This is a genomic window from Arthrobacter sp. 10T416, assembly GCF_056394165.1.
This window is the reverse complement of the sequence record NZ_JBFTHI010000013.1, coordinates 63,111-88,764: the sequence shown is the minus strand read 5'-3', so window position 1 is coordinate 88,764 and position 25,654 is coordinate 63,111. Positions and strand designations below refer to the sequence as shown.

The following is a 25,654-nucleotide window of genomic DNA, read 5'->3' as shown; positions in this document are numbered from 1 at the left end:
TTACTTGACCAGGCCAATCTGCGTCAGGGTGGTCTTGACCTTGCTGATGTCGTCGGTGAGGAAGGTCTTGAAGCCGTCACCGGCGAGGAAGGCGTCGTCCCAGTTGTTCTTCTTCAGGGTGGACTTCCAGGCCTCGGACTCGTGCAGCTTGGTGACCAGCTCGGTGAGCTTGGTGCGCTGGGCGTCGTCGATCGAACCGGGCGCCACTACGCCGCGCCAGTTGGTCAGGACGACGTCGATGCCCTGCTCCTTGAGGGGCTTGATGCCGGGCAGCGCCGGAACTTCGGCTTTGCCGGAGACGGCGAGCGCGCGGACCTTGCCGGCCTTGACCTGCTCCGCGTATTCCCCGATGCCGGAGATGCCGGCCTGCACCTTGTTGCCCAGCAGCGCCGCGATGGATTCGCCGCCGCCCGAGTAGCCGATGTAGTTCAGCTTCTCCGGCTCGACGCCCTGGGACTTCAGGATCTGGCCGGCCAGGATGTGGTCTGCGCCGCCGGCCGAGCCGCCGGTGATGGCGACACCCTTGCCGTTGGCCTTGATGTCCGCCACGAGGTCCTGCACGGTCTGGTACTTCGAGGAGGCCGGCACCACGAGCACCAGCGGTTCCTCGGTCAGGCGGGCGATCGGGGTGGTGTCCTCGAGCCGGGTCTTCGCCCCGTTGGTCTCCACAGCGCCGACCATCACGTAGCCCATCACCATCAGGGTGTTGGCGTCCTTTTCGGTGGCGAGCTTGGCCAGGCCGTTGGTTCCGCCGCCGCCGCCGATGTTGGTGACCTGGGCGGAGGAGACGAGCTTGTTGGACTGCAGGTCCGCCTGGATGGCGCGGCCGGTCTGGTCCCAGCCGCCGCCCGGGTTGGCGGGGACGATGATGCTGAGCTTCTTGACGGAGTCAGAGCCTGACCCGGCAGCGGCGCCTCCTCCGGCGCAGGCGGACATCGCGAGCACGAGGCCTGCGGCACCGGCCGTGAGGGCGGCCCGGCGGGTGAAGTTGAGGTGGGACGTCATTATCTCTCCTTGTACGAAATGTGATGCACATCATTGGAATCACTTCCCCGACCGTAGGGGCGGGTCCCGCCGGGGAACAGTATTCGGACGTAGAGGTAGTAGTGGTCATATTGGTCACGGCCGGACGGCGTCATCCGTCCTGCCTGGCCGGTGCCGGATGGGACACTTGTGACATGTTTCACAGGATTCCGCTGCGCTTTCAGCTGGTGGCCCTGCAGCTCGGAATCGTTCTGGCCGTCCTCACCGTCGTGGGTGCCGTGACGATCCGGATGCAGGAACAACAGCTCCGCGACGCGTACAAGAGCCGGATGATCGGCGTCGCCGACAGCGTGGCCCGGCTTCCCTCCGTGGTGGACGCCTTCAGCACCGACTCCCCCGCGCAGACCATCCAGCCGATCGCCGAGGTCATCCGGCAGGCCTCCAACGTCACCTACGTGGTGGTGACCGACCGCAACGGCGTCCGGCAGTCCCACCCGAACCCGGAGGAGATCGGCAAGCATGTCTCCACCGACCCCTCCGTGCCGCTGTCCGGCGACGTCTATGTCGGCACCCAGACAGGGACCCTGGGCGAGTCCTGGCGGGTCAAGGTTCCGATCTTTGACCGCGGGGGCACCGTCATCGGCTCCGCGTCGGTGGGGGTGCTGGAGAGCACCCTGGCGGCGGACCTGAACGAGGACCTGCCGCTGTTGTTCGGCTGGCTGCTGGGCGCCGCACTCCTGAGTTCCCTGGGCGCCATGTACGTCTCGAAGCTGGTCTGGCGGCGGATTTACAAGCTCGAGCCCGAGGACATCGCGGCGCTGCTCGAGACCCGCGACGCCATGCTCCACGGCCTCGGCGAAGGGCTCGTGGCGGTCGACGCCGACGGCAAAGTGGCGCTGGTGAACGATGAGGCGCGGCGGCTGCTGGACGTGGGCGAGGAGATCCTTGGCACCGCTGCCACCGACTCGCTCGAGCCGGGGATCCACCGCCTGCTCGCGGCCGGGTCCGCTACGGACGAGCTGGTGCTTTCCGGCGAGCGCATCCTGCTGGGCAAGGTGAATGCTGCCACCGTGGACGGGCGGGAAGTGGGGAAGGTGCTGATCCTGCGCGACCGGACGGAACTGCACACAATGCTCCGGGACCGCGACGGCGCCCTGGACGTGACGCAGGCCTTGCGGGCCCAGGCGCACGAATTCGCCAACAAGCTGCACGTCATCTCCGGCCTGCTGGAGCTCGGCCAACAGGCGAAGGCCGTTGATTACCTCGGCCGCAGCCAAAGCGATGCCGCGTTCGTGGACCGGCCCCTCGCGGCGGGGATTACCGACGACGGCGTCCGGGCCCTGCTGATCGCCAAGTCCACGGTGTGCGCGGAGCGGGGCATCGACATCGAGGTTGACCCGGCGTCGGTCTGCACCCCGGATGGCACGGACGACGCCATCACAGTGCTCGGCAACCTGATCGACAACGCCGTGGACGCCGTCGGCTATGACAGCACCATCGCCGTCGCCCTCGCCGAGGGTCCCGGCGGACGCACGCTCACGGTGGACGACGACGGGCCGGGCGTTCCGGCGGCTGACCGGGAAGCGGTGTTCGAGGCCGGAGTGACCAGCAAGGAACCGGACGGGATCAACACCCGGGGGCTCGGCCTGGCCCTGGTCCAGCGTGTGGCCCGGCGCCGGGGTGGCAGCGCAGTGGTGTCCCGTTCGGCGCTCGGCGGCGCCTGCTTTACGGTTGTTTTCAGGACAGAGGTGTCCGGGTCAGCCGGCGCCGGGACACCAGAGGCGGTACTTGGACGACCATGAGTGGCATACGCACCCTCATCATTGACGATGACGTGGCCGTGGCGGGGATCCACCATGGCTTCCTGCTGGCCCGTGGCGGGTTCGAGGTGGTGGGCACGGCGCACACCGGGCAACAGGGCCTGGATCTCGCCGCGGAACTGCTGCCCGAACTGGTTCTCCTCGATATCCACCTGCCGGACATGTCGGGGCTCGACGTCCTGCAGGCGCTCCGGAATCGGCCCCGGCAGCCCGTTGATGTCCTGGTGATCACGGCGTCGCGTGAGCTGGAAACCGTGCGCTCGGCAATGGCCGGCGGCATACTGCACTACCTCGTCAAACCGTTCACGTCGCAGGCGCTGAACGACCGGCTGGACCGTTATGTGGCACTGCGCGACGAACTCGCCGCCGGTGCCTCCGCTGGCCCCCTGGACCAGGAGCGGATCGACCGAATCGTGGCCCCGGCGCGCCCTCCGCGGTTGTCCGGCACGTTGTCCGGTCGCGGCGGTCCGGGGGGTCACGGGGGTCACGGGAACCAGGGCGGCCATGGGGCTGACGGCGGGGAGCCGGCGGCTGGGCTGCCGAGGGCCGGGTTGCCAGGGGCCGTCGGATTTTCTGGGGTCGCGGAGAGTCCGGCGCGCTTACCCAAGGGACTCTCCCGGCCCACCCTGGACGCGGTCATCGAAGCCCTGCAGGACACCCCCGGCGACGAGTCCGCAGCAGGCCTGGCCCTCCGGCTTGGATTGTCACGGGTCAGCGCCCGCCGCTACCTCGAGTATCTGGTGGCTACAGGCTTCGCCCGGCTCACGCCGCGCTACGGTGCTGCCGGCCGCCCGGAGAACCGCTACCTGTGGCGGCGCTAGGGTCGGTTGGGATGTGCCGGATCTGGGCGCCGCTTGGGCCAGGGTCGCGACCGGACGAAGGGGCGCCGCTGCTACATATTGAGTGGCCCGCTCGCTTCACACGACGTCGATTTGCCACAAATGGCCGCTACGAGCCCACCAATCCGGCCATTTGTGGCGAACCGACGAGCTCCAGCAGGTAGGGCTTCTGTTCTGGCCCTGTGATCGCCCGAAGTCGACGCAGCGCAGGTGCCAACCACCCGAGACCAAGATGCAGCGCGGAAGACCGGAACGGGGCGCGAGCAGCCAGGGTTGCCGGTACCCGACGTCGATTTGCCACAAATGGGCGCTAACCGGCCCACCAATCCGGCTATTTGTGGCGAATCGACGCGTTCCTGCGGGCTCGGACCCATATCAGGGCATCGCCCCGGGACCCCGCCCCGAACCCCGGGCCTACCGGCCTGCGCGGCGGAGGGTGGCTTCGGCGTGCTTGAGAATGGGCCCGTCGATCATCTTGCCCTTGAATTGGAACACGCCGGTGCCCGCGGCCGTAGCGGCGCCCAGGAGTTCTTCGGCCGCTGCGACGTCGGCCTCGGAAGGGGCGTACGCGTCACGGACCACGGCCACCTGGTTGGGGTGGATGCAGGCTTTGGAGCCGAACCCGGAGGCGACGGCGTCGTGGGCCTCGGCCGCGAGTCCCTCGAGATCGGGGATGTTCACGTACACGGAGTCGACGGCTTCCTTGCCGGCGGCCCGGGCAGCCAGCAGGACCGTGGACCTCGCGTGCAGGGCCACGGCGCGGTAACCGCCGTCGTCGTTCCGGCTGGAGGTGCCGCCGAGCGACGCCAGCAGGTCCTCGGCGCCCCACATCAGGCCCACCACGTTCGGCTCGGCGGCGATCGCGGCCGCGTTGACGATGCCCGCCGCCGTCTCGCACAGGGCGACCACACTGTATCCCTCAAGCGCCCGCAGTTGTGCGGCGCTCTCGGCCTTGGCCAGCATGACGTGCCGGTAAGGCGTGTGCTTGAGGCAGTGCAGGTCCTTCTCGAACTCGTCGGTTCCGACCGGGTTGACGCGGACAATCGTGCGGCTCGGGTCGAGCTCGGGGCCGTCCCCGGCGGAGCCCAGCTGGGCCAGGATGGCGCCGCGGGCACGCTGCTTGTCGGCCGGCGCCACGGCGTCCTCGAGGTCAAGGATGACGGCGTCGGCGCGCCCGGCCGCCTTCTGGTAGCGCTCGGGGCGGTCGGCGGGGCAGAACAGGAGGGCCGGGCCCATCAGGAAGCTCATGCCTTTATTGTCCCCTTTTGCGCGGTTTCCGGCTCGGCCGCGGCGTGCGCCTCGCGTGTCCACATCAGGCAGCTGCGCGTCGCCAGCGCCACCACCACACCGTCCTGGTTCCGGCCCGTGTGCTGCATGGTCACGATCCCCTGCCCGGGCCGGGAGGAGGAGAGCCGCTTGCCGGTCACCACGGTCTCGGTGTAGAGCGTGTCCCCGTGGTAGAGCGGGTGCGGGAAGGACACGTCGGTCAGTCCCAGCTGGGCGATGATGGTCCCCTGCGTCAGCTGCGGGACCGACTGCCCCACCACGGTGGCGAGGGTGAACATGGAGTTCATCAGGCGCTGGCCAAAGGGCTGCCCGGCGCTCCACGCAGCGTCCAGGTGCAGTGCCTGGGTATTCATGGTCATGGTGGTGAACAGGACGTTATCCGTCTCCGTCACGGTCCGGCCGGGCCGGTGGGCGTAGACCACCCCCTCTTCGAGTTCCTCGAAGTAGAGACCGCGTTGTTCAATCACCCGGGGACCGGCACTGCCGCCGGTGCCGTGGCCGGCACTGCGGCCGGCACTGCGGCCGGCACTGCGGCCGGCACCTGAACCGGTTTCGGGCGCTGCATTCGTCGTCATACGGTAAGTTCCTGGTCTTCCTCGAATAGTTCGGCGCCGGTGGCGGCGGCCACGTCCTCCACGGTCACGTCCGGAGCCAGCTCCCGCAGCACCAGCCGGGATTTCCCGCCCTCGGTGACGACGTCGATCACGGCGAGGTCGGTGATGATCCGGTCCACGCAGCCTTTGCCGGTCAGCGGCAGGGTGCACTGCTCCACAATTTTCGGGTTGCCGTTGCGGTCCACGTGCTCCATCATGACGATGACCTTCTTGGCGCCGAACACCAGGTCCATCGCGCCGCCCATGCCCTTGACCATCTTGCCCGGGATCATCCAGTTGGCGAGGTCCCCGTTCTGCGCCACTTCCATGGCGCCGAGCACCGCGACATCCACGTGCCCGCCACGGATCATCCCGAAGGACGCCGCCGAGTCGAAAAACGCGGCGCCCTTGTTGACGGTGACTGTTTCCTTGCCGGCGTTGATCAGGTCCGGATCGATCTGATCCTCGGCCGGGTAGGGCCCGACGCCGAGGATCCCGTTCTCCGAATGCAGCACCACTTCGACCCCGGCCGGAATGTAATTGGGGATCAGCGTGGGCATCCCGATGCCGAGGTTGACGTACTGGCCGTTGTGCAGCTCCTGCGCCACCCGGGCCGCCAGTTCGTTGCGCGTCCAGCCTTTGCCCTGCACACCGGCCGGATGTTCGACGGCGGAGGGCCGGTACTCGTGCCGGACCGCTTCGGGGCGGGGCGCGGCGTCCTGGGGCTTGTTCGGTTCCATCGCTATGCTCCTGCCTGGCCTGGCGAACGTTGTGCCGCACCGGGGCCACCGGTCACGGCAACCGTGCGCTTTTCGATGCGTTTCTCCCCCTGCGGTGCGAGGACAACCCGCTGGACGAAGATTCCGGCGACGTGGACGTGTTCGGGGTCCAGCTCCCCCGGCTCCACAAGTTCCTCGACCTCGGCGATGGTGATCCTCCCGGCCATGGCGCAGAGCGGGTTGAAATTCATCGCGGTCGCGTGGAAGACCAGGTTTCCGTGCCGGTCACCCTTCCAGGCGTGGACCAGCCCGAAATCGGGCGTCAGGGCTTCTTCCAGCACATAGTCGGCGCCGTGGAAGCTCCGCACCTCCTTGGCGGCGGAGGCGACCGCGACGTTCCCGTCGGCGTCGTACCTCTGCGGCAGCCCGCCGTCGGACACCTGGGTCCCGACGCCGGCCGGCGTGTAGAAGGCGGGGATCCCGGCCCCGCCGGCGCGCAGCTTCTCTGCCAGGGTTCCTTGCGGAGTCAGGACGACTTCGAGCTCGCCGGCAAGGTATTGGCGCGCGAATTCCTTGTTCTCGCCCACGTAGGAGCTGATGGTCCGGCGGATCCGGCCGTCCTTGAGCAGGATCCCCAGCCCCCAGTCATCGACGCCGCAGTTGTTGCTGACGGTTTCCAGGTCCGTCGCGCCGCTGCCGTGCAGGGCCTCGATCAGGGCTGCCGGGATTCCGCACAGCCCGAAACCCCCGACGGCGAGGGAGGCGCCGTCGCGGATGTCCGCGACGGCCTCGGCGGCGCTGGCAACAACCTTGTTGATCATCGGAGAATCCTTCCGGCCGGCTACAGTCCCAGTTCGCGGGCGATCAGCATCAGCTGGACCTCCGTGGTGCCTTCGCCGACTTCGAGGATCTTGGAGTCGCGGTAGTGGCGCGCCACGGTGAATTCGTTGATGAAGCCATAGCCGCCGAACACCTGGGTGGCGTCCCGCGCGTTGTCCATGGCTGCCTCGCCTGCGACCATCTTAGCGATGGCGGCCTGCGTCTTGAACGGCTTTCCGGCGAGCATCCGGGCCGCTGCGTCGTAGTAGGCCAACCGGGCGGTGTGGGCGCGCGCTTCCATCCGGGCGATCTTGAACGCGATGGCCTGGTACTTGCCGATGTTCTGGCCGAAGGCGCTGCGTTCCTTGGCGTATTTCACCGACTGGTCCACACACCCCTGGGCGGCGCCGACGGCCAGCGCGGCGATCGCGATCCGGCCCTCGTCCAGGATGGAGAGGAAGTTGGCGTAGCCGCGGCCGCGGGTTCCGAGCAGGTTTTCTTCGGGAACGTGGACGTTGTCAAGGGTCAGCGGGTGGGTGTCCGAGGCGTTCCAGCCGACCTTGTTGTAGGCCTTCTCCGCGGTGAATCCGGGGGTGCTGGTGGGGACCAGGATGGTGGAGATTTCCTTTTTGATGCTGCCGTCCGGGCGTTCCTGCTGGCCGGTCACTGCCGTGACGGTGACCAGCTTGGTGATGTCGGTGCCGGAGTTGGTGATGAAGGCCTTGTTGCCGTTGATGACCCACTCCCCGCCTTCGAGCCGGGCGGTGGTTTTGGTTCCGCCAGCGTCCGAGCCGGCTTCCGGTTCGGTCAGGCCGAAGCCGGCGAGCGCCTTGCCGGAGGCAAGCAGCGGCAGCCATTCCTGCTTCTGGGCCTCATTGCCGAAACGGTGGATGGGCATGGCGCCGAGCGAGACGCCGGCTTCGAGGGTGATGGCGACGGACTGGTCCACCCGGCCGAGCTGTTCGAGGGCCAGGGCCAGGGCGAAGTAGTCCCCGCCCATGCCGCCGAACTCCTCCGGGAACGGCAGGCCGAACAGGCCCATGTCGGCCATCTGGGAGACGACTTCGTAGGGGAAGCTGTGCTCTTCGTCGTGCTTGGCGGAGACGGGGGCCACCACCTGGTCGGCGAATTCACGGACGGTGTCGCTGAGGTCCTGGTAGTCCTCGCTGAGTTCAAAATCTGGCATGGGGTGACTCCTGTGTCTGGGGGTGGCTTTGGTGGGGCTGACGCTGTGGCTGCTAGTCCGCCGCGCCGACGGCGACGACGGACTCCTCGGCCGCGTCCTCCGCGGCCAAGGGTTCGTGCGGATGGATGGTGGCGAGGACCTGGTCGGCTTTGACGAGGTCGCCGGTGGCGGCGCTGATGTGGACGGTGCCGTCGAGGGGCGCGGTGAGCTGGTGTTCCATCTTCATGGCTTCCACCGAGAGCAGGACCTGGCCGGCGGTGACGGCGTCCCCGTCACTCACGGACACGGAGACCACGGTGCCGGGCATCGGCGAGCGCACCGCCGGGTCCGCGGCGCCTTCCTCGCGTTCGACGGCGGCCAGCACCCGGGCGAGCCGGGTCTCGCGGGTCAGCGGCTCAAGACGGCAGGACCAGCCTCCGTTGCCGAGGAAGATTTCGGTTGGCATCGGGTTGCCGGGACCCGGTGGGACTGGCCCCCGGCGGACCGGCGCCAGCGCGTAACTGCGCGATTCGTCGCCCAAGGTCAACTCCGTGGCGCCTCGCTTGGTGGACCGAAATGACGCCGGACGTCGCGGGCCGCCATTGACGCTGACCATGGCTGTCCGTTGCCCTACCGAGCCGGACACCTCCACTGTGGCAATTCCGCCGTCGGGCGTTCCGAGACTGATCCGGCGCGGTGCAGCGACACCGAGCCGCCATCCGTTGCCGAGATGCCAGGGACCCGCCCCGGCATTCTGCGTTTCATGCTCGTGCATGGCAGCAGCGAAGACGGCTGCAGTGGCCAACTCAAAGTCGCCCGCCCGCCGGAAGTTGAAGTCCGGCATCTTGCGTTCGATCAGGCCGGTGTCGAGGCGGCCGGCTCGGACGTCGGCATCGTTGATCAGCAGCCGCAGGTATTCGACGTTGGTGTCGATCCCCAGCGCGGTGTAGCCGGCGAGCGCCTGGTCGAGGGTGTCCAAAGCCTCCGCCCTGTCCTCGCCCCACGCGATAACCTTGGCGATCATCGGGTCGTAGCTGCTGGAGATTTGGAGGCCCTCCAGCAGGGCTGAATCGACACGGACCCTGCCATTCGCGGGACCGGGCATCTCGTCCAACAGCACAACCTGCCCGATGGACGGCAGGAAGTTCTTCTCCGGCACCTCGGCGTAGACTCGGGCTTCCACCGAGTGCCCGGTGAGTACGACGTCCTCCTGCCGCACGGTGAGTTCCTCCCCCGCGGCGATCCGGACCTGCCATTCGACCAGGTCCACGCCGGTGACCATCTCGGTGACCGGGTGCTCCACCTGCAGCCGGGTGTTCATCTCCATAAAAAAGAACTCGTCCGGGGCGTTGTCGGAGACCAGGAACTCCACGGTCCCCGCACCCGAGTAGTTGACGCTGCGGGCCGCGTTGCACGCGGCCTCGCCCAGGCGGGCCCGGATCGCGGCGCCATCGGGCAGGGCTTGCAGCAGCGGGGACGGCGCCTCCTCGATGACCTTCTGGTGCCGGCGCTGCAGGGAGCACTCGCGCTCCCCCAGGTGGATGACGTTCCCGTGGTTGTCCGCGAGGACCTGCACCTCGATGTGCCGCGGGGTGGTGACGAGACGCTCCAGGAACAGGGTGTCGTCGCCGAAGGCGCTGGCCGCGACCCTGCGGGCCGTGGCGAGGGTGGCCGCCAGGTCTTCCGCACGTTCAACGACGTGCATGCCCTTCCCTCCGCCGCCCGCGGAAGGCTTGATCAGCAGCGGGTAGCCGACGCCGGAGGCGGCCTCGATCAGCTGTTCGTCGCTCATCCCCGGCTCGGCGATGCCCGGGACTACGGGCACGCCGTAGCCGGTGACGTGGTTTTTGGAGCGGATCTTGTCGCCCATAACATTCAGGGATTCGACGCCGGGGCCGATAAAGGTGATGCCGGCCTGTTCCAGGGCGCGGGCGAAGTCGACGTTCTCGCTCAGGAAGCCGTAGCCGGGGTGCACGGCCTCGGCGCCGGTCTCGCGGCAGGCCTGGATGATGGCCTCGATCTTGAGGTAGCTTTCGGCGGCGGCTGCCGGCCCGATCCTGACGGCGACGTCGGCCTCCTGCACGTGGCGGGCGCCGGCGTCGGCGTCGGAATAGACAGCCACCGAACGGATGCCGAGGGCGCGCAGGGTACGGATCACACGGCAGGCGATCTCGCCGCGGTTGGCGACAAGGACCGTGCCGAACAGCGGCCCGTTGGGTGTTGAAAGGGTCATTGCTGGCTCACATCCGGAACAGGCCGAAGGAGGTCTCCGGCAGCGGGGTGCGGGAAACGACGTCGAGCGCCAGTCCCAGGACGGTGCGGGTGTCCGCGGGGTCAATCACGCCGTCGTCCCACAGGCGGGCGGTGGAATAGTACGGACTGCCCTGGTCCTCGTACTGGGCCTTGATGGGCGCCTTGAACGCTTCCTCGTCCGCGGCCGACCACTCCTCGCCGCGGGCCTCGTACTGGTCCCGCTTGACGGTGGCCAGCACGCTGGAGGCCTGGTTGCCGCCCATGACGGAGATCCGCGATGCCGGCCACATCCACAGGAAGCGCGGCGAGTATGCCCGCCCGCACATCGAGTAGTTGCCGGCCCCGAAGGACCCGCCGATGACGACGGTCAGCTTGGGTACGCGGGCGGTGGCGACGGCGGTGACCATCTTGGCGCCGTTTTTGGCGATGCCGCCCTGTTCGTAGTCCTTGCCGACCATAAAGCCGGAGAGGTTCTGCAGGAAAATCAGCGGGATGCCGCGCTGGTCGCAGAGTTCGATGAAGTGCGCGCCCTTGAGCGAGGATTCGCTGAACAGCACACCGTTGTTCGCCACGATCCCTACCGGGTGGCCGTGCAGCTTCGCGAAGCCGGTCACGAGAGTGGTGCCGTAGTTCTTTTTGAACTCATGGAAGCGGCTGCCGTCCACCAGCCGGGCGATGACCTCGCGGACGTCGTACTGGGCGTTGACGTCGGTGGGGACCGCCCCGTACAGCTCGTCCGGATCGGCCAGGGGTTCGACGGCGGTGTCCACGTCCCAAACCGGTGCGGCAGGCTTCGGCAGGGTGGAGACGATATCCCGGACGATCTGCAGGGCATGCTCATCGTTCTCGGCGAGGTGGTCCGTCACGCCGGAGATCTTCGAGTGCACGTCGCCGCCGCCAAGCTCCTCGGCGGTAACGATCTCGCCGATGGCGGCCTTCACCAGAGGCGGGCCGCCGAGGAAGATGGTGCCTTGGTTGCGGACAATCACTGTCTCATCGCTCATCGCGGGAACGTAGGCCCCGCCGGCCGTGCAGGATCCCATCACAGAGGCGATCTGCGGGATCTTGGCTGCGGACATCTTGGCCTGGTTGAAGAAGATCCGGCCGAAGTGCTCCTTGTCCGGGAAGACCTCGTCCTGCTTGGGCAGGAACGCTCCGCCGGAATCCACGAGGTAGATGCAGGGCAGCCGGTTCTCCAGGGCAATTTCCTGCGCCCGGAGGTGTTTCTTCACGGTCATCGGGTAGTAGGTGCCGCCCTTGACCGTGGCGTCGTTGGAGATCACCAGGACCTGGCGGCCGTGGACCAGGCCGATGCCGGCAATCACGCCGGCACCCGGCGAGTCGCCTTCGTACATACCGTCCGCGGCGAGCGGCGCGATTTCCAGGAAGGGGCTGCCGTCGTCAAGCAGCTGGTCGATCCGTTCGCGGGGCAGCAGTTTGCCGCGGGCCACATGGCGTTCGCGGGACTTTTCCGGACCGCCGAGCGCGGCGACGGCGAGGCGTTCCTTCAGCTCCCGGGCCAGCCCGAGCTGCGCCTCGCGGTTCGCGGCGAAGTCCGGGCTGCCCGGGTCCACCTGGCTGGCGATTGTCTCCATCGACTGCTTCCGTCCCTCGGCCACGGCGCCGGCGCCCGCAGTACGGACCCTCCGGCTATTTCGGTTAGTAACGCATAACTGAGTTTTAGGTTAGTCTCTATTAACTGTGATGTCCAACACAGGACAGCTTCAACCAACACCCCTTTTATCCAGAGCAGTCGAGAGGGACGCGCCGGTGACTGAGTCCAGCCAGACAACCCAGCGAAGCCAGGCCAAGGAGAACCGCCGGAAGGCCCTCCTGACCGCGGCTGCCGCCCTGTTCGCCGCCGACGGCTTCAACCGTGTTTCGCTCGAGGACCTTGGCGCTGCAGCGGGAGTCAGCGGTCCCGCCGTCTACCGCCACTTCGCCGGCAAGCAGGCCGTCCTCGGCGCGCTCCTGCTTAGCGTCAGCCAGGACCTCTTGGACGGCGGCCGGACTGTGGTTGCTGGCTCCGGCGGACCGGCCGCGGCCTTGGCCGGCCTGGTCGAATTCCACGTCGACTTCGCCCTGAGCAACTCCGACGTCATCCGGGTCCAGGACCAGGACTTCAGCAACCTCGACGACGCCGACGAGGCCGAGGTCCGCACCCTGCAGCGCAACTACGTCGAGCTCTGGGTGGACGTCCTGGCCGGGCTGCACCCGGACACGGATCCCGCCGAACTGCGGATGCGCGCGCACGCCACGTTCGGCCTGATCAACTCCACACCGCACTCGGTCCGCAACCACGGGCGGCGGATGGCCCTCAAGCGTGCGCGGCCCCTGCTTGAGAGCATGGCGCTGGCCGCGTTGACGGCCCCACCCACGCCTCCCGCCGGCTGACGCCCCCACAAAGGCGCCCCGACATACCAAGGGCCGGGCGTCCACCCGAGGGTGGGCGCCCGGCCCTGGTCCGGAATCCCTAGACCATCGCCAAGGCCATACCGGGGTCAGCAAGGATGGCGCCGAGGTCCTGGAGGAACCGGGAACCCTGCTCGCCGTCGACCAGCCGGTGGTCGAAGGACAGGCTCAAGGTCATAACCTGCCGCAGCGCCACCTGGTCCTGGTACTCCCACGGCATCTTCCGCACCGCGCCAAGGGCCAGGATGGCTGCCTCGCCCGGGTTGAGGATGGGCGTTCCCGCGTCAATGCCGAAAACACCGATGTTCGTGATGGAGATGGTGCCGCCACCAAGGTCCGCGGGGGCGGTTTTCCCGGCCCGGGCCGTGTCGGTCAGCTCGGTCAGCGCCGTGGAGAGCTGCAGCAGCGACATCTGGTCCGCGTCCTTGATGTTCGGCACGGTCAGGCCGCGGGGCGTCGCGGCCGCAATACCGAGGTTGACGTAGTTGAACTGCACAATCTCCTGGTTGGCCTCGTCCCACCGTGCGTTGAGCGTCGGGTGGTTGCGCAGCGCGATCAGCACCGCCTTGGACACCAGGGTCAGCGGCGTCAGCTTGTAACCGGCGAACGTGCGGCTGGCCTTCAGCCGCGCCAGCAGCTCCATGGTGGGTGTGACGTCGAGGGTCAGGAATTCGGTCACGTGCGGTGCGGTGAAGGCACTGGAGACCATAGCGGCCGCGGTGAACTTCCGGACCCCCTTGATGGGCGTCCGGGTTTCGCGGGCGCCCTGGGCCGGGGCGCCGGCCTGGCTGCCGGCCAGGTCCTGGGGCGCCACCGGGAGGTCGCCTCCACCTACAAAGTTCCGCACGTCGTCGCGGGTGATCAGGCCCCGCTCTCCGGTCCCGGTGACGGCGCCGAGGTCAACGCCGAGGTCCTTGGCCAGTTTGCGCACCGGCGGGGTGGAGCGCGGACGCTCCCCGGCGGAGTCAGTGTGGGCGGCGGGCTGGGCTTCGGCCGCGGCCTCCGCCTGGGGGGTTGCGCCGGGTTCCGCAGCAGCCGGCGCCGGAGCCTCGGCCACAGCGGAGGCCGCCGGTGCCGCGGCGGCGAAGGTGCGGGCACGGCGGGCGGGGCGGCCCGAGCCCTCCAGCACGGCACCGTAGCCGACGAGGTTCGGCTCGCGCTTGGCGGGGGCCGCGCCGGCGTCGCCGTCGTCGCCCTCAATCTCGAAGGAGACAATCGGCTTGCCGACCTCCACGACGGTGCCGGGCTGCTCGTGCAGCGCGGTCACGACGCCGGCGAACGGCGAGGGCAGTTCGACGACGGCCTTGGCGGTTTCAACCTCGGCGATGATCTGGTTGAGCGTGACGGTATCCCCCACACCGACCTTCCACGCGACGATTTCTGATTCCGTCAGGCCTTCGCCGAGGTCCGGGAGCCGGAATTCCTTGATCATGGTGGCGGTCATCCTTCCAGCCCGCTAAGGGAGTTGGGGCGGCCCAGGGCCCGGTCGACGCCGTCGAGGATCCTGTCCAGGCCCGGCAGGTGGTGCATTTCGAGCTTTGAGTAGGGGTACGGCACGTCGAAGCCGGTGACCCGGACGGGGGCGGCTTCGAGGTGGTAGAAGCAGCGTTCGGTGATGCTGGCGGCCACCTCGGCGCCGAGGCCGCCGGACTGGCTGGCCTCGTGGGTAATAACGAGCCGGCCGGTCTTCCGCACGGATGCTTCCAGGGTCGCGAAGTCCAGCGGGGCCAGCGAGCGCAGGTCGATCACTTCGACGGAGACACCCTCGTCGGCGGCCGCGAGGGCAGCGTCGCGGGCGGTCTTCACCAGCGGACCGTACGCAACCAGGGTCACGTCGGTGCCTTCCGTGACCACACGTGCCTTCTCCATGGACAGGGCCGCGGAGAGGTCGAGGGACTCATCCACCTCGCCCTTGTCGTGGTAGCGGCGCTTGGGTTCGAAATAGAGCACGGGATCGTCCGAGGCGATGGCCTGCTGGATCATGGTGTGGGCGTCCTGCGGGTTGGACACGCTGACCACGCGCAGGCCGGAGGTGTGGGTGAAGTAGGCCTCGGGCGACTCGGAGTGGTGCTCGGGCGAACCGATCCCGCCGCCGAAGGGCACCCGGATGGTGATGGGCATCTTCACGGCGCCCTGGGTGCGGTAGTGCATCTTGGCGACCTGGCTGACGATCTGGTCGAAGGCCGGGTAGATGAAGCCGTCGAACTGGATCTCCACCACAGGGCGGTAGCCGCGGTACGCGAGGCCGACGGCGGTGCCGAGGATGCCGGATTCGGCCAGCGGGGTATCCACAACGCGGTGTTTGCCGAAGTCTTTTTGCAGTCCGTCGGTGATGCGGAAGACGCCGCCCAGGGCCCCGATGTCCTCACCCATGAGGATCACCTTGGGATCGTTTTCGAGGGATTTGCGCAGGCCGGAATTAATGGCGCGGGCAAAGGTCATCTGGGTCATCAGCGTGCACCTTCTTCGGAGGCGGCTTCTGCGGGATCGCCGAAGGAAGCCAGGTAACGGGTGTAGTGGTCCTGCTGGCGGTCCAGCCAGGAGTTGGGCGTGCTGTAGACGTGCTTGAAGATGTCGAGGGGCTGCGGCTCCGGCATGTTGATGGTGCCGGAGCGCAGTTCCTTGGCCACGGCGTCCGCCGTAGCGGCGACGGCGGTTTCCAGTTCCGCCGTCAGGAGTCCCTTGCGTTCGAGGAGGGCCTTGAGCCGGGCGATCGGGTCCTTGGCGGCCCAGTCCTCAAGCTCGTTGGCGTCCCGGTAGCGGGTGGGGTCGTCCGCCGTCGTGTGCGGTCCCATCCGGTAGGTGACGGCTTCGATGAAGGTGGGGCCGCCGCCGCGGCGGGCCCGGTCGATGGCGATCCGGGTGGCCGCCATCACGGCGAGGACGTCGTTGCCGTCCACCCGCATGCTCGGGATGCCGAAGCCGGAGGCGCGGTCCGCGATCTGGATGTGGGACTGGAGCATCACGGGCTCGGAAATGGCCCAGTGGTTGTTCTGGCAGAAGAACACCACGGGGGCCTGGAAACTGGCCGCGAACACCATGGCCTCGTTGACGTCGCCTTCGCTGGTGGCGCCGTCGCCGAAGTACGCTACGGCCACCGAGTCGGCGCCGTCGTTCTGGATCCCCATGGCGTATCCGGTGGCGTGCAGGGACTGGGCGCCAATGATGATTTGCTGGGTCGCCACGTTGACGGTGTACGGATCCCAGCCGGCGAGGGCGTTGCCGCGCCAGGCCTTGACGATGTCTGCCGGCTGGACGCCGCGGCAGTAGGCGACGCCGTTGTCGCGGTAGCTGGGGAAGACGAAGTCGTCGTCGCGGAGGGCACGGGCCGAGCCGATCTGCGACGCTTCCTGGCCCAGCAGCGGCGGCCAGAGGGCAAGCTCACCCTGGCGCTGCAGGGCGGTGGCCTCGGCGTCCATCCGGCGGATGGCCACCATGTCCTGGTAGAGCGAGGCGAGTTGCTCGTCGCTGACGTCCTGCACCCAGGAGTCGAACTCAGGATGGCTTACACGTTCACCCCCCGGGGTGATGAGCTGGACGAGATCGCCGCCCGAGCGCCTGTTTGATTCTGCACTGTTCCCGGGGCCGCCGGCGGCAATGCCGCCCTTGCCCGCGTCGTCGGTAAACACAGTTTGTCCGCAACCTTCTGACGTCGTCTGACCCTGCCCGCGGAACTTGTGGTTCCTACGCGCGACGGCCACCCGGGCGCCGTTGCCCCGGATAATTGTGACCCTACTCACAAGAGCCATTGGGTACAACCACCTTCGAAAAAGTTGAGCATTATGCCCTGCCGGGGGTTTCGTGACCGTGCTAACGTTGCGCATTATGCAAGCTTTGGATGGCACCGACACCCGCCTGCTTTCAGCCATGGCGTTGGATCCCCGCCGCACCGTCGTAGCACTCGCCCAGAAGCTGGGTTTGTCCCGGAATACCGTGCAGGCCCGGATGGCCCAGCTGGAGAAGAAGCACGTCTTCCTCTCCTTTGAGCGCCGGATTAATCCGGCCGCGCTGGGCTATCCCCTGATGGCGTTCATCTCCGTCCATGTCCAGCAGCAGAAGCTGGGCCAGTTGGCGGTGGAACTGGCCGGGATCCCGGAGATCCTCGAGGGGTACGGCCTGACCGGGTCGGCTGACCTGCTGCTCCGGGTGGTGGCCCTGGACGCCGAGGACCTGTTCCGGATCAACGGCAAAATCCTGGCCTGCGTGGGCGTGGACCGTACCGACACGGCCCTGGCCATGGGCGAACTGATCCCGTTCCGGATCCAGCCTCTGCTGGAACGCGGTTCCGCGGACACCTGAGCCCGCGGACACCTGAGACCGCGGCGCCCCCGCAACCGGCACCGGTTTCCGGCTACGGCTTCCGGCCCGAACACGCAAAGGCGGAGCCCCCGTGCACACTGCACGGGAGCTCCGCCTTACTGGTTCCGCTGTGTTGGTTGCGGTCCGGCCCCGGGTTAGTGGTTGCTGGCCTTTTCTGCGCCCACCCCGGTCAGGGAGCGGACTTCCATCTCGGCCTGCTTGGTGGTGTCTTCACGCCGCTTGTCCAGCACCGTGCCGAGCCAGCCCAGGAAGAACGCGAGCGGGATGGAGACGATACCGGGGTTGCTCAGCGGGAAGATCGCGAAGTTGGCACCCTGGATCATGGAGGTTTTGGCACCGGACACCACCGGGGAAAGTGCGATGAGGATGATGGCCGAGCCGAGGCCGCCGTACATGCTCCAGATCGCGCCCTGCGTGGTGAACCTGCGCCAGAACAGCGAGTAGATGATGGTGGGCAGGTTGGCCGAGGCCGCCACGGCGAACGCGAGCGCAACCAGGAACGCGACATTCTGTCCGTTGGCGAAGATACCGCCGGCGATAGCCAGGATGCCGATCACAATCACCGTGCGCCGGGCCACCCGGACCTCGGTTTCCGGATCGGCCTTGCCCTTGGCCAGGACGTTGGCGTAGATGTCGTGCGCAAACGACGCCGCGGCGGTAATGGTCAGCCCGGCCACCACGGCCAGGATCGTGGCAAAGGCCACCGCCGAGATGAAGCCGAGCAGCAGCGGGCCGCCGAGGTGGAAGGCCAGCAGCGGAGCCGCGGAGTTGACCCCGCCCGGAGCGCTCTTGATCGTGTCCGCCCCGACGAGGGCCGCGGCACCGTAGCCCAGCACCAGCGTGAACAGGTAGAACAGCCCGATCAGCCAGATGGACCAGACCACGGACTTGCGGGCTTCCTTGGCGGTCGGGACCGTGTAGAAGCGCATCAGCACGTGCGGCAGGGCGGCGGTGCCCAGCACGAGGGCCAGGCCCAGGGACATAAAGTCCAGCTTGGACGTATCCGACTTGCCGTACTGCAGGCCCGGGTTGAGGACGGCCGGGTTCTTGGCCGTTTCCGCCGCGCCGCCGAGGAGGTCGGAGAGGTTGAAGCCGTAGATCGCCAGGACCCAGAAGGTCATTACGGCCGCGCCGGCAATCAGGAGCATGGCCTTGATGATCTGGACCCAGGTGGTGCCCTTCATGCCGCCGATCAGGACGTACATGATCATCAGGGCGCCGACGACGATGATCACCAGCGCCTGTCCGCCCCAGTCGCTGATGCCCAGCAGCAGGGAGATCAGGCTGCCGGCACCGGCCATCTGGGCCAGCAGGTAGAAGAAGCACACGGCCAGGGTGGAGATGGCGGCGGCGATGCGGACCGGGCGCTGCCGGAGCCGGAAGGACAGCACATCGGCCATGGTGAACTTGCCGGTGTTGCGGAGCAGTTCGGCCACCAGCAGCAGGGCCACCAGCCAGGCAACCAGGAAGCCGATGGAGTACATAAAGCCGTCATAGCCGTTGATGGCGATGGCTCCGGTGATGCCCAGGAAGGACGCCGCCGAGAGGTAGTCGCCGGCAATTGCGGTGCCGTTCTGGGAGCCCGTGAAGGAACGGCCGGCGGCGTAGTAATCGGCCGCCGTCTTGTTGTTGCGGCTGGCGCGGAACACGATCACCATGGTGACCGCGACGAACACGGCAAAGATGCCCATGTTCAGGAGGGTGGTGTCTTTGAGCGCGGCGACGTTGACCGCGGGGACCATAAGTGTCATTGTGCCGTTCCGCTCACTGGGTTGCCGTGCTTGTCGAATTCGTGGCCCTCAATCTCATGCCGGATCTCGGAGGCGATGGGGTCCAGCTTCCGGTTGGAGTAGCTGACGTACCAGCCGGTGATGGCGAACGTCGACACGAACTGCAGCAGGCCCAGGATCAGGCCGATGTTGATGTTCCCCCAAACCTTCGTGGACATAAAGCCCACGGCGTAGTCGGCCAGCAGGACGTAGGCGAAGTACCACAGCAGGAATGCGATGGCCATCGGAAAGACAAAGCTGCGGTGACGTTTGCGCAGTTCCTGGAACCGCTCCGTCGATTGGACTTCCTTAAAGTCCACGAACGCCGGTGCGTCCGTTTCTTGGGCTTCGTGACCCATCGTTCCTCCTCATTGAGACTGGCGAGCCACAACCGGTTACCCGGGTTCCGGGAAACAGACGTCCGGCCTTGTGTGACTGCAATCACTGTGCACCGTGACGCGTGTTACATTCCAGCACCGCCGTGTTTACTGTCGCTCAACGGTCGCCACGCTGCGCCCAACGGCGCACCGTGCCCGTCCGCGCAGCCTCCGCCGCCTGTCCGCACCCGCCGCGCTACGCTGGCAGCATGCCGGACTCTCCCCTCCTCTCCGCCGCGGCGATCGCCGTGATCGCGCTGGCGATCGCCGTCGTCGTCGCCGTGGGACTCAAGGTCCTGCGTTCCTTCCGGGAGCTGGGCACCGACGCCGAGCGGGCCACCTACAAGACGCTGCACGCCGCGTCCCGGGCCGGCCAGCACCTGCGCACCGGGCTGAACCCGGCCGGCGCCGCCAAGGCGAGCCGCCAGCTCCGGAGCCTGCTTGGCTGCGACGCCCTGGCGATCACCGACACCACCGGCGTCCTGGCCTGGGACGGCGGTGGCGAAGAACTCAAGCCGGCCCTGATGGGCCTCGCCGCTAAGGTGCTGGAGGGCGGCCACACGGCGGTGATCCCGGCCGGGGAGCTGCAGTTGCTGGCCATCGGCGGGTCCCGGGCGCCGCTGGCTGCCGGGGCGGAGCGCGCGGTCGTGATCGCGCCGATCAAGGCCGGCAACCGGGTGGCGGGCGTGGTGGCCGCGTTCGCACCGGCCGCCGGGGCGGGGCTGGTCCGCGCCACCGGCGAGGTGGCGGACTGGGTGGCCACGCAGGTGGAGCTGGCGGAACTGGACGCGTCCCGGACGCTGCTGATGGAGGCCGAGGTCCGGGCGCTCCGGGCCCAGATCAGCCCGCATTTCATCTACAACTCACTGAACGCAATCGCGTCCTTTATCAATACGGACCCGGTCCGCGCCCGCGAACTGGTGGTGGAGTTCGCGGATTTCACCCGCTACTCGTTCCGGCGGCACGGTGACTTCACCACCCTGGCCGAGGAACTGCGCTGCATCGACCGGTACTTGCTCCTGGAGCGCGCCCGTTTCGGCGACCGGGTGCAGGTCAGCCTGCGGATCGCCCCGGAGGTGCTCAGTACCGTGATCCCGTTCCTGAGCCTGCAGCCGCTGGTGGAAAACGCCGTCCGCCACGGGCTCGAAGCCAAGGAAGGCCCGGGCCACATCACCATCACCGCCAACGACTCCGGCGCCTTCGCGGAGGTCACCATCGAGGACGACGGCGTCGGCATGGACCCGGAGAACCTGCGGGCCGTCCTGGCCGGACACACCGACGGCGACCACGTGGGCCTGCGCAACGTCGATGCCCGGCTGCGGCAGGTGTACGGCGAGGATACCGGCTTGGTGATTGAGACGGCGCCGGGCGAGGGCACGCTGATCACCATGCGCGTGCCCAAATCCCAGCCGCGCCACGACGCGTGAACCCGGCAGTACCCTAGAACCATGATTAACGTCCTCGTCGCCGACGACGAGCTGCCCGCCGTCGAGGAACTGGCCTTCCTGCTGGGCCGGGACGAGCGGATCGGGGCCATCCACCGGGCGTCCTCCGGCGCCGAGGCGCTGCGCGCCCTCGAATCCGAAGACGTCGACGCCGTCTTCCTGGACATCCATATGCCGGCGCTCTCCGGGCTGGACATCGCCCGGGTCATCTCCCGCTCGGCCAAGCCGCCCGCCGTCGTCTTCGTCACGGCCGACGAGGAGTGCGCGCTTGAGGCTTTCGAACTGGCAGCGGTCGATTACCTGCTCAAACCGGTCCGGGCCGAGCGGCTGGCCAAGTCGGTCGGCCGGATCAGCGAACTGCTCCGTGAAGGGGCGCCGGTTCCGGAGATGATCACCGTTGATCTGGGCGGGACCACCAAGATGATCCGCCGCGACGACGTCACCTACGTCCAGGCGCAGGGCGACTACGCCCGGCTGCACACCGCCGACGCCAGCTACCTGATCCGGGTGCCGCTGGCGGACCTGGAGCAGCAGTGGTCCGACGCCGGGTTCCTCCGGATCCACCGGTCCTACCTGATCGCCCTGAACCACGTCAGCCACATGAAGCTTGCAGCGGCCCGGCCCAGCGTCACGGTCACCGGCGCGGAGCTGCCCATCAGCCGCCGGCACCTGCCCCCGGTCCGGGAGAAGCTTGAGGCGACCCGGATCCGGCCGCAGGCATGACCCGGGTCCGTGTCACCGCACCCCGAAGCCTGAACCCGGGAAGCCTGGCCGCGGGCAGCCCCGATGCCGGCGCCGCCAGGACGGACTTCGCCGGCCGGACGGCCGCGGACACCCGGGAGGCCGCCGAGGAATCCGACGCCGGGCAGGTCTTCATCCGGTCCCTCATCCGCTCGCAGCTGCGGCTGGGCATCGTGGTGGCCGCCGGCTTCCTGCTGATCCTCGTCGCGTTCGCCCTGATGCTGGCGCTGGTGCCGGGCCTGGCGGAGCTGCGCATCGCCGGACTACCGTTCGACTGGGTCCTTTTGGGCGCGGGGATCTACCCGGTCATTGGGCTGAGCGCCTGGCTGTATGTCCGCACGGCGGCGCGGAACGAGGCACGCTACCGCGACCTGGCCGGGGACAGGTGAGCCGCCGGTGAACCCGGTCGTGGGCATTGCCGCATTTGCCGCCGTGTCGCTGGCCACCGCCATGATCGGTTTCTACGGTCTGCGGATCTCCCGGACCACCGGGGATTTCTACGTCGCCTCCCGCACCGTGCGACCGTGGTGGAACGCCTCGGCGATCGGCGGCGAATACCTTTCCGCCGCGAGCTTCCTCGGCGTCGCCGGACTCATCCTGCTCTCGGGCACGGACGCGTTATGGTTCCCGGTGGGGTACACGGCCGGCTACCTGATGCTCCTGCTGTTTGTGGCCGCCCCGCTGCGGCGTTCCGGGGCCTACACGATCCCTGATTTCACCGAGGCCCGGCTGGATTCCAGGGCGGTGCGCCGGGTCACGAGCCTGGTGGTGGTGCTGGTCGGCTGGCTCTACATCGTCCCGCAACTCCACGGCGCCGCCCTGGCCATCCGGATCACCACCGGGCTGCCCGCGTGGGTGGGTCAGGTGGCCGTCGTGGCCGTCGTCTGCGTGACGGTGGTGGCCGGCGGGATGCGGTCCATCACCTTCGTCCAGGCCTTCCAGTACTGGCTGAAACTGACCGCGCTGGCCGTCCCGGTCCTCTTTATCCTGTTCGTCCTGGCCGGCACGGGCTCACCCGCCGCCGCGGAGCCCGCCGTGAATCCGACGGCGCTGGCCGCCGCCGGGCCGTACCAGAACATCTCCCTGCTGGTGGCCCTGCTCTTCGGGACGCTGGGGCTCCCCCACGTGCTGGTGCGCTTTTACACCAATCCCGACGGGCAGTCCGCCCGCCGGACCACCCTGATTGTCCTGGGCCTGCTCTCGGTGTTTTACCTTTTCCCGACGGCCTACGGCCTGATCGGCCGGGTCTTCGCGCCGGGCCTGGCCAAGAGCGGCCAGGCCGATGCCCTGGTGCTCCTGCTCCCGGGGCGGATGATCGGGGGGCCGGCGGGGGACCTGCTGTCGGCCCTCGTCGTGGCGGGGGCCTTCGCGGCGTTCCTGTCCACCACGTCGGGGCTGGTGGTGTCCCTGGCCGGCGTCATCAGCCAGGACGTGCTCGGCGGCAGTGTGCGGGGCTTCCGGCTCGCGGCGCTGATCTCGGCCGTGGTTCCGCTCGGGATCGCCAGTATGACGGACTCCACGGCGCTGGCCGGCAGTGTGGGCCTGGTCTTCGCTTTTACGGCCTCCACCATCTGCCCGGTGTTGCTCCTAGGCATCTGGTGGCGCGGCCTGACCGACGCCGGGGCGATCGCCGGGATGCTGACGGGGGCGGCCGCCTGCGGCGGCGCCATGATCGCGGGCGCCGTGCTGGGCGCCGCGGGGACGCCGTCCTGGCTGGCCCAGCCGGCCGCCTGGACGGTCCCGACCGCCTTCGCGGTGATGGTGCTGGTGTCGCGCGCCACCCAGGGCCGGGTGCCGCGGACCATCACCCGGCTGATGACCCGGCTGCATACCCCGGAACGGCCGCTCGTCACTGAACGCTAGTCCGCCGGGCGCTTGCCGCGGGCTAGTCGGGCGCTAGTCGGCCGCTAGTCGGCCGGGCGCGTTAGCTGGCGCGCCGGCGCGGGAACGGGTCAGTCGATGGCGGCCATCAGCTCGACCACCCGGTCGAGGAACGCATCCACCTGGTTTTCCTCGTAGCCTTCGCGGCCGACGGCGGGGCGGAAGACGGCGCGGCGGATGTTGTCGACGCTCAGCGGCTGGTCCTCTTCGAGGTAGCCGATCAGTTCGTGGCAGAGATCGTCGACGTCGGTGGTGTTGTAGCTGCGCACCTTGCCCTTGGCCGGGCGGCGGAAGCGCTGGCCGTCGGGACGGTGCAGCCGGCCGCGGAGCAGTCCGGCGAGCCGGCCGATTTCGCGGAGCCAAGCGTCCTCGCCGCGCTCCCCGATCAGCTCGTCGCGTTCCCGCCGCGCCATGGCGTCCTCGAGGCGGTCCAGTGCCGCGTCGACGCCGGCCGCGGAGTAGCCGCCCTTGACGGGGTCGAATGAGACGGCGCGGACGTCAGCGCTTTTGATGGAGCGTCCGGCGGCGTGCGGCGATTCGAACGAAACCCGGGCGCGCTGCAGGAACTGGTCCACCTGCTTGGCGTTGTAGCCGTACTGGTTCCGCTGCACGCGGTCAAAGGAGGCCGGGATCTGCCGTTGAATGTCCACTGTAATGTTGTTTCCTTCGATGCCGTTCGGCTCTGGTTGCGCCACGTTCAGGCGTGATTGCTCGGCACCATTCTAGGCACCGGGAGCGGGGAGGGGTGTGTTAGCCGCCGGCTCCGGCGGAGAAGATCATAAAGGCCACCGGTGAAGCGAACACGATGGAGTCCAGCCGGTCCATGACTCCCCCGTGGCCCGGCAGGATGTTGCCCATGTCCTTGATGCCCAGCTCGCGTTTGACCATGGACTCGGCGAGGTCACCCGCCGTTGCGGCGGCAACCATTCCCACGGCCAGGGCCGCACCGAACCACCAGGGCTCACCGAGGACGTAGATGCTGGCGAGGATGCCGACCACCACGGCGCCGGCAATGGATCCGCCGAAACCCTCCCAGGATTTCTTCGGGCTGATCTTCGGGGCCATCGGGTGTTTGCCGAGGGAGGCGCCCACGAGGTAGCCGAAGGTGTCGTTGGAGACCACCAGCAGCAGCAGTGTCCCGATCTCCCAGGCTCCGATCGGGACCACGCCGCCGGGCCAGGGCCCGATCGGGGTGACTCCGCCGGAGGCATGCAGCGGCAGCACGGCGAAGCTGATCAGGAACGGCACCCAGGCCATGGTGAAGACGCCGGCGAAGATGCTGCGGGCGGATCCGGCGGCACCTTCCAGGGAGCGCCACAGGAGCACCGCCACGCTGCTAAGCAGCATGGCGAACATCAGGCTTTCAGGGCCGCCAAAGTAGGCCGCGAGCGGCATGGCGATGGTGCCTGTCATGGCCGGGATGATCGGCAGCCGGGTGCCGGAGGCTTCGAGGGCCCGGAAGACTTCCCAGACACCGAACACGGCGAAGGCCGTGACGATCATGACAAAGGCCAGGGGCAGGAAGAGCAGGCCCCCCAGGACGGCAAAGAGCATGGCGAGGCCCACCGCCGTGGCGGCCGGAAGGTTCCGGCCGGCCTTGGGCGTGGGATTTTTCCGCTCTTTCCCCCGTACCCGGACGCGCGGTCCGGGGGCCTGTTCCTCGTCCGCCATCAGACTTCGAGCAGCTCGGCTTCCTTGCGTTTGAGCAGCTCATCGATGCCGTCGACGTGGGACTTGGTCAGGGCGTCCAGTTCCTTCTCGCCGCGGGTGCCCTCGTCCTCGCCTGCCTCGCCGTCCTTGACCAGCTTGTCCAGGGTTTCCTTGGCCTTGCGGCGGATGTTGCGGATGGAGACCTTGGCGTCCTCGCCCTTGGCTTTGACGATCTTGACGTATTCCTTGCGGCGTTCCTTCGTCAGTTCCGGGATGGTGATCCGGATGACGTTGCCGTCGTTAGAGGGGTTGGCGCCGACCTCGGAGTCGCTCAGGGCGCGTTCGATGTCCCGCAGTGCGGTCTTGTCGAACGGGGTGATGAGGATGGTGCGCGCATCCGGGACGGCAAACGACGCCAGCTGCTGCAGCGGCGTGGGCGAACCGTAGTACTCCACCATGACCTTGTTGTACAGGCCCGGGGTGGCACGGCCGGTGCGGATCGAGGCGAAGTCTTCCTTGGCTACCTCAACCGCCTTGTCCATCTTGTCCCCGGCTTCGAGCAAGGTTTCTTCGATCACGG

24 protein-coding genes are annotated in these 25,654 nt (G+C 68.1%); 8 read left to right on the top strand and 16 right to left on the bottom strand.

The window, feature by feature from the left end; translation table 11 throughout:
• Positions 1-1,005, bottom strand: coding sequence for a Bug family tripartite tricarboxylate transporter substrate binding protein (locus AC1DBE_RS13690; protein WP_476903787.1), 1,005 nt, complete (start codon positions 1,003-1,005; stop codon positions 1-3).
• Between the two features lie 173 nt (positions 1,006-1,178).
• On the opposite strand from AC1DBE_RS13690, the gene AC1DBE_RS13685 reads away from it, so the two are divergent.
• Both AC1DBE_RS13685 and AC1DBE_RS13680 read left to right on the top strand, forming a co-directional pair.
• The gene (locus AC1DBE_RS13685) at positions 1,179-2,786 is read left to right on the top strand and encodes an ATP-binding protein (protein WP_476970872.1); all 1,608 of its coding nucleotides are present in this window, start codon (positions 1,179-1,181) and stop codon (positions 2,784-2,786) included.
• Complete coding sequence (locus tag AC1DBE_RS13680; protein WP_476970871.1) at positions 2,783-3,625, top strand: response regulator transcription factor; 843 nt, start codon at positions 2,783-2,785, stop codon at positions 3,623-3,625. Before AC1DBE_RS13685 ends, AC1DBE_RS13680 begins: the two co-directional genes overlap by 4 nt.
• Before the next feature lie 432 nt (positions 3,626-4,057).
• On the opposite strand, the gene AC1DBE_RS13675 is transcribed toward AC1DBE_RS13680, so the two are convergent.
• The 7 genes from AC1DBE_RS13675 to AC1DBE_RS13645 are packed head-to-tail and all read right to left on the bottom strand — an operon-like array spanning position 4,058 to position 12,074.
• Positions 4,058-4,891 (bottom strand): HpcH/HpaI aldolase/citrate lyase family protein, encoded by an 834-nt coding sequence (locus tag AC1DBE_RS13675; RefSeq protein ID WP_476970870.1) that lies wholly within the window; start codon positions 4,889-4,891, stop codon positions 4,058-4,060.
• Positions 4,888-5,505: a MaoC family dehydratase gene (locus tag AC1DBE_RS13670; RefSeq protein ID WP_476880683.1), complete on the bottom strand. Its 618-nt coding sequence runs from the start codon at positions 5,503-5,505 to the stop codon at positions 4,888-4,890. Before AC1DBE_RS13670 ends, AC1DBE_RS13675 begins: the two co-directional genes overlap by 4 nt.
• Entirely contained in the window at positions 5,502-6,263 is a 762-nt protein-coding gene (locus AC1DBE_RS13665) for a CoA transferase subunit B (protein WP_476970869.1), read from the bottom strand. Before AC1DBE_RS13665 ends, AC1DBE_RS13670 begins: the two co-directional genes overlap by 4 nt.
• A gap of 2 nt (positions 6,264-6,265) precedes the next feature.
• Positions 6,266-7,063: a CoA transferase subunit A gene (locus AC1DBE_RS13660; protein WP_476970868.1), complete on the bottom strand. Its 798-nt coding sequence runs from the start codon at positions 7,061-7,063 to the stop codon at positions 6,266-6,268.
• A 20-nt stretch (positions 7,064-7,083) separates the two neighbouring features.
• A complete protein-coding gene (locus AC1DBE_RS13655; protein ID WP_476970867.1) occupies positions 7,084-8,247 on the bottom strand; it encodes an acyl-CoA dehydrogenase family protein in 1,164 nt (387 codons plus the stop codon).
• Positions 8,248-8,299: 52 nt separating this feature from the next.
• Entirely contained in the window at positions 8,300-10,459 is a 2,160-nt protein-coding gene (locus AC1DBE_RS13650) for an acetyl/propionyl/methylcrotonyl-CoA carboxylase subunit alpha (protein ID WP_476970866.1), read from the bottom strand.
• Positions 10,460-10,466: 7 nt separating this feature from the next.
• Complete coding sequence (locus AC1DBE_RS13645; RefSeq protein ID WP_476880144.1) at positions 10,467-12,074, bottom strand: carboxyl transferase domain-containing protein; 1,608 nt, start codon at positions 12,072-12,074, stop codon at positions 10,467-10,469.
• A 175-nt stretch (positions 12,075-12,249) separates the two neighbouring features.
• Here AC1DBE_RS13645 and AC1DBE_RS13640 point away from each other — a divergent pair, with 175 nt between their 5' ends.
• A complete protein-coding gene (locus AC1DBE_RS13640) occupies positions 12,250-12,873 on the top strand; it encodes an SACE_7040 family transcriptional regulator (RefSeq protein ID WP_476878732.1) in 624 nt (207 codons plus the stop codon).
• 79 nt (positions 12,874-12,952) lie between these two features.
• On the opposite strand, the gene AC1DBE_RS13635 is transcribed toward AC1DBE_RS13640, so the two are convergent.
• The 3 genes from AC1DBE_RS13635 to pdhA are packed head-to-tail and all read right to left on the bottom strand — an operon-like array spanning position 12,953 to position 16,520.
• The gene (locus AC1DBE_RS13635) at positions 12,953-14,335 is read right to left on the bottom strand and encodes a dihydrolipoamide acetyltransferase family protein (RefSeq protein ID WP_476903782.1); all 1,383 of its coding nucleotides are present in this window, start codon (positions 14,333-14,335) and stop codon (positions 12,953-12,955) included.
• Positions 14,332-15,342: an alpha-ketoacid dehydrogenase subunit beta gene (locus AC1DBE_RS13630; protein ID WP_476878730.1), complete on the bottom strand. Its 1,011-nt coding sequence runs from the start codon at positions 15,340-15,342 to the stop codon at positions 14,332-14,334. The genes AC1DBE_RS13635 and AC1DBE_RS13630 overlap by 4 nt, the downstream gene beginning before the upstream one ends.
• On the bottom strand, positions 15,342-16,520 hold the full coding sequence (gene pdhA / locus AC1DBE_RS13625; RefSeq protein WP_476970865.1) for a pyruvate dehydrogenase (acetyl-transferring) E1 component subunit alpha: 1,179 nt from the start codon (positions 16,518-16,520) through the stop codon (positions 15,342-15,344). The genes AC1DBE_RS13630 and pdhA overlap by 1 nt, the downstream gene beginning before the upstream one ends.
• 196 nt (positions 16,521-16,716) lie before the next feature.
• Between pdhA and AC1DBE_RS13620 the strand changes: the two genes are divergently transcribed.
• Complete coding sequence (locus AC1DBE_RS13620; RefSeq protein ID WP_476878728.1) at positions 16,717-17,190, top strand: Lrp/AsnC family transcriptional regulator; 474 nt, start codon at positions 16,717-16,719, stop codon at positions 17,188-17,190.
• Positions 17,191-17,345: 155 nt separating this feature from the next.
• On the opposite strand, the gene AC1DBE_RS13615 is transcribed toward AC1DBE_RS13620, so the two are convergent.
• On the bottom strand, positions 17,346-18,962 hold the full coding sequence (locus tag AC1DBE_RS13615) for a solute symporter family protein (RefSeq protein ID WP_476878727.1): 1,617 nt from the start codon (positions 18,960-18,962) through the stop codon (positions 17,346-17,348).
• Positions 18,959-19,339: a DUF485 domain-containing protein gene (locus AC1DBE_RS13610; protein ID WP_476903781.1), complete on the bottom strand. Its 381-nt coding sequence runs from the start codon at positions 19,337-19,339 to the stop codon at positions 18,959-18,961. Before AC1DBE_RS13610 ends, AC1DBE_RS13615 begins: the two co-directional genes overlap by 4 nt.
• A gap of 227 nt (positions 19,340-19,566) precedes the next feature.
• Here AC1DBE_RS13610 and AC1DBE_RS13605 point away from each other — a divergent pair, with 227 nt between their 5' ends.
• The 4 genes from AC1DBE_RS13605 to AC1DBE_RS13590 are packed head-to-tail and all read left to right on the top strand — an operon-like array spanning position 19,567 to position 23,406.
• A complete protein-coding gene (locus AC1DBE_RS13605) occupies positions 19,567-20,784 on the top strand; it encodes a sensor histidine kinase (RefSeq protein ID WP_476970864.1) in 1,218 nt (405 codons plus the stop codon).
• A 21-nt stretch (positions 20,785-20,805) separates the two neighbouring features.
• A complete protein-coding gene (locus AC1DBE_RS13600) occupies positions 20,806-21,525 on the top strand; it encodes a LytR/AlgR family response regulator transcription factor (protein WP_476878724.1) in 720 nt (239 codons plus the stop codon).
• The gene (locus AC1DBE_RS13595; RefSeq protein ID WP_476878723.1) at positions 21,522-21,932 is read left to right on the top strand and encodes a DUF485 domain-containing protein; all 411 of its coding nucleotides are present in this window, start codon (positions 21,522-21,524) and stop codon (positions 21,930-21,932) included. The genes AC1DBE_RS13600 and AC1DBE_RS13595 overlap by 4 nt, the downstream gene beginning before the upstream one ends.
• Before the next feature lie 7 nt (positions 21,933-21,939).
• Positions 21,940-23,406 (top strand): sodium/solute symporter, encoded by a 1,467-nt coding sequence (locus AC1DBE_RS13590; protein ID WP_476878722.1) that lies wholly within the window; start codon positions 21,940-21,942, stop codon positions 23,404-23,406.
• An 89-nt stretch (positions 23,407-23,495) separates the two neighbouring features.
• Here the strand turns inward: AC1DBE_RS13590 and AC1DBE_RS13585 are convergent, their stop codons facing one another.
• The 3 genes from AC1DBE_RS13585 to frr all read right to left on the bottom strand — a co-directional run bounded on the left by AC1DBE_RS13585 (position 23,496) and on the right by frr (position 25,652).
• On the bottom strand, positions 23,496-24,080 hold the full coding sequence (locus AC1DBE_RS13585) for a DivIVA domain-containing protein (RefSeq protein WP_476878733.1): 585 nt from the start codon (positions 24,078-24,080) through the stop codon (positions 23,496-23,498).
• Between the two features lie 94 nt (positions 24,081-24,174).
• Positions 24,175-25,095, bottom strand: a complete 921-nt coding sequence (locus AC1DBE_RS13580) for a phosphatidate cytidylyltransferase (protein ID WP_476970863.1) — start codon at positions 25,093-25,095, stop codon at positions 24,175-24,177.
• Entirely contained in the window at positions 25,095-25,652 is a 558-nt protein-coding gene (gene frr, locus AC1DBE_RS13575) for a ribosome recycling factor (RefSeq protein ID WP_476878720.1), read from the bottom strand. Before frr ends, AC1DBE_RS13580 begins: the two co-directional genes overlap by 1 nt.
• Positions 25,653-25,654: the final 2 nt, after the last annotated feature.

What these genes read in the sequence shown, in the direction of transcription:
- AC1DBE_RS13630 (WP_476878730.1), bottom strand. Translation starts at nt 15,342, where the DNA reads ATGACCCAGATGACCTTTGCCCGCGCCATTAATTCCGGCCTGCGCAAA.
- AC1DBE_RS13690 (WP_476903787.1), bottom strand. Translation starts at nt 1,005, where the DNA reads ATGACGTCCCACCTCAACTTCACCCGCCGGGCCGCCCTCACGGCCGGT.
- AC1DBE_RS13595 (WP_476878723.1), top strand. Translation starts at nt 21,522, where the DNA reads ATGACCCGGGTCCGTGTCACCGCACCCCGAAGCCTGAACCCGGGAAGC.
- AC1DBE_RS13615 (WP_476878727.1), bottom strand. Translation starts at nt 18,962, where the DNA reads ATGACACTTATGGTCCCCGCGGTCAACGTCGCCGCGCTCAAAGACACC.
- AC1DBE_RS13675 (WP_476970870.1), bottom strand. Translation starts at nt 4,891, where the DNA reads ATGAGCTTCCTGATGGGCCCGGCCCTCCTGTTCTGCCCCGCCGACCGC.
- AC1DBE_RS13665 (WP_476970869.1), bottom strand. Translation starts at nt 6,263, where the DNA reads ATGGAACCGAACAAGCCCCAGGACGCCGCGCCCCGCCCCGAAGCGGTC.
- AC1DBE_RS13600 (WP_476878724.1), top strand. Translation starts at nt 20,806, where the DNA reads ATGATTAACGTCCTCGTCGCCGACGACGAGCTGCCCGCCGTCGAGGAA.
- AC1DBE_RS13580 (WP_476970863.1), bottom strand. Translation starts at nt 25,095, where the DNA reads ATGGCGGACGAGGAACAGGCCCCCGGACCGCGCGTCCGGGTACGGGGG.
- AC1DBE_RS13635 (WP_476903782.1), bottom strand. Translation starts at nt 14,335, where the DNA reads ATGACCGCCACCATGATCAAGGAATTCCGGCTCCCGGACCTCGGCGAA.
- AC1DBE_RS13650 (WP_476970866.1), bottom strand. Translation starts at nt 10,459, where the DNA reads ATGACCCTTTCAACACCCAACGGGCCGCTGTTCGGCACGGTCCTTGTC.
- AC1DBE_RS13610 (WP_476903781.1), bottom strand. Translation starts at nt 19,339, where the DNA reads ATGGGTCACGAAGCCCAAGAAACGGACGCACCGGCGTTCGTGGACTTT.
- AC1DBE_RS13645 (WP_476880144.1), bottom strand. Translation starts at nt 12,074, where the DNA reads ATGGAGACAATCGCCAGCCAGGTGGACCCGGGCAGCCCGGACTTCGCC.
- AC1DBE_RS13655 (WP_476970867.1), bottom strand. Translation starts at nt 8,247, where the DNA reads ATGCCAGATTTTGAACTCAGCGAGGACTACCAGGACCTCAGCGACACC.
- AC1DBE_RS13605 (WP_476970864.1), top strand. Translation starts at nt 19,567, where the DNA reads ATGCCGGACTCTCCCCTCCTCTCCGCCGCGGCGATCGCCGTGATCGCG.
- AC1DBE_RS13660 (WP_476970868.1), bottom strand. Translation starts at nt 7,063, where the DNA reads ATGATCAACAAGGTTGTTGCCAGCGCCGCCGAGGCCGTCGCGGACATC.
- AC1DBE_RS13670 (WP_476880683.1), bottom strand. Translation starts at nt 5,505, where the DNA reads ATGACGACGAATGCAGCGCCCGAAACCGGTTCAGGTGCCGGCCGCAGT.
- AC1DBE_RS13620 (WP_476878728.1), top strand. Translation starts at nt 16,717, where the DNA reads ATGCAAGCTTTGGATGGCACCGACACCCGCCTGCTTTCAGCCATGGCG.
- AC1DBE_RS13680 (WP_476970871.1), top strand. Translation starts at nt 2,783, where the DNA reads ATGAGTGGCATACGCACCCTCATCATTGACGATGACGTGGCCGTGGCG.
- AC1DBE_RS13685 (WP_476970872.1), top strand. Translation starts at nt 1,179, where the DNA reads ATGTTTCACAGGATTCCGCTGCGCTTTCAGCTGGTGGCCCTGCAGCTC.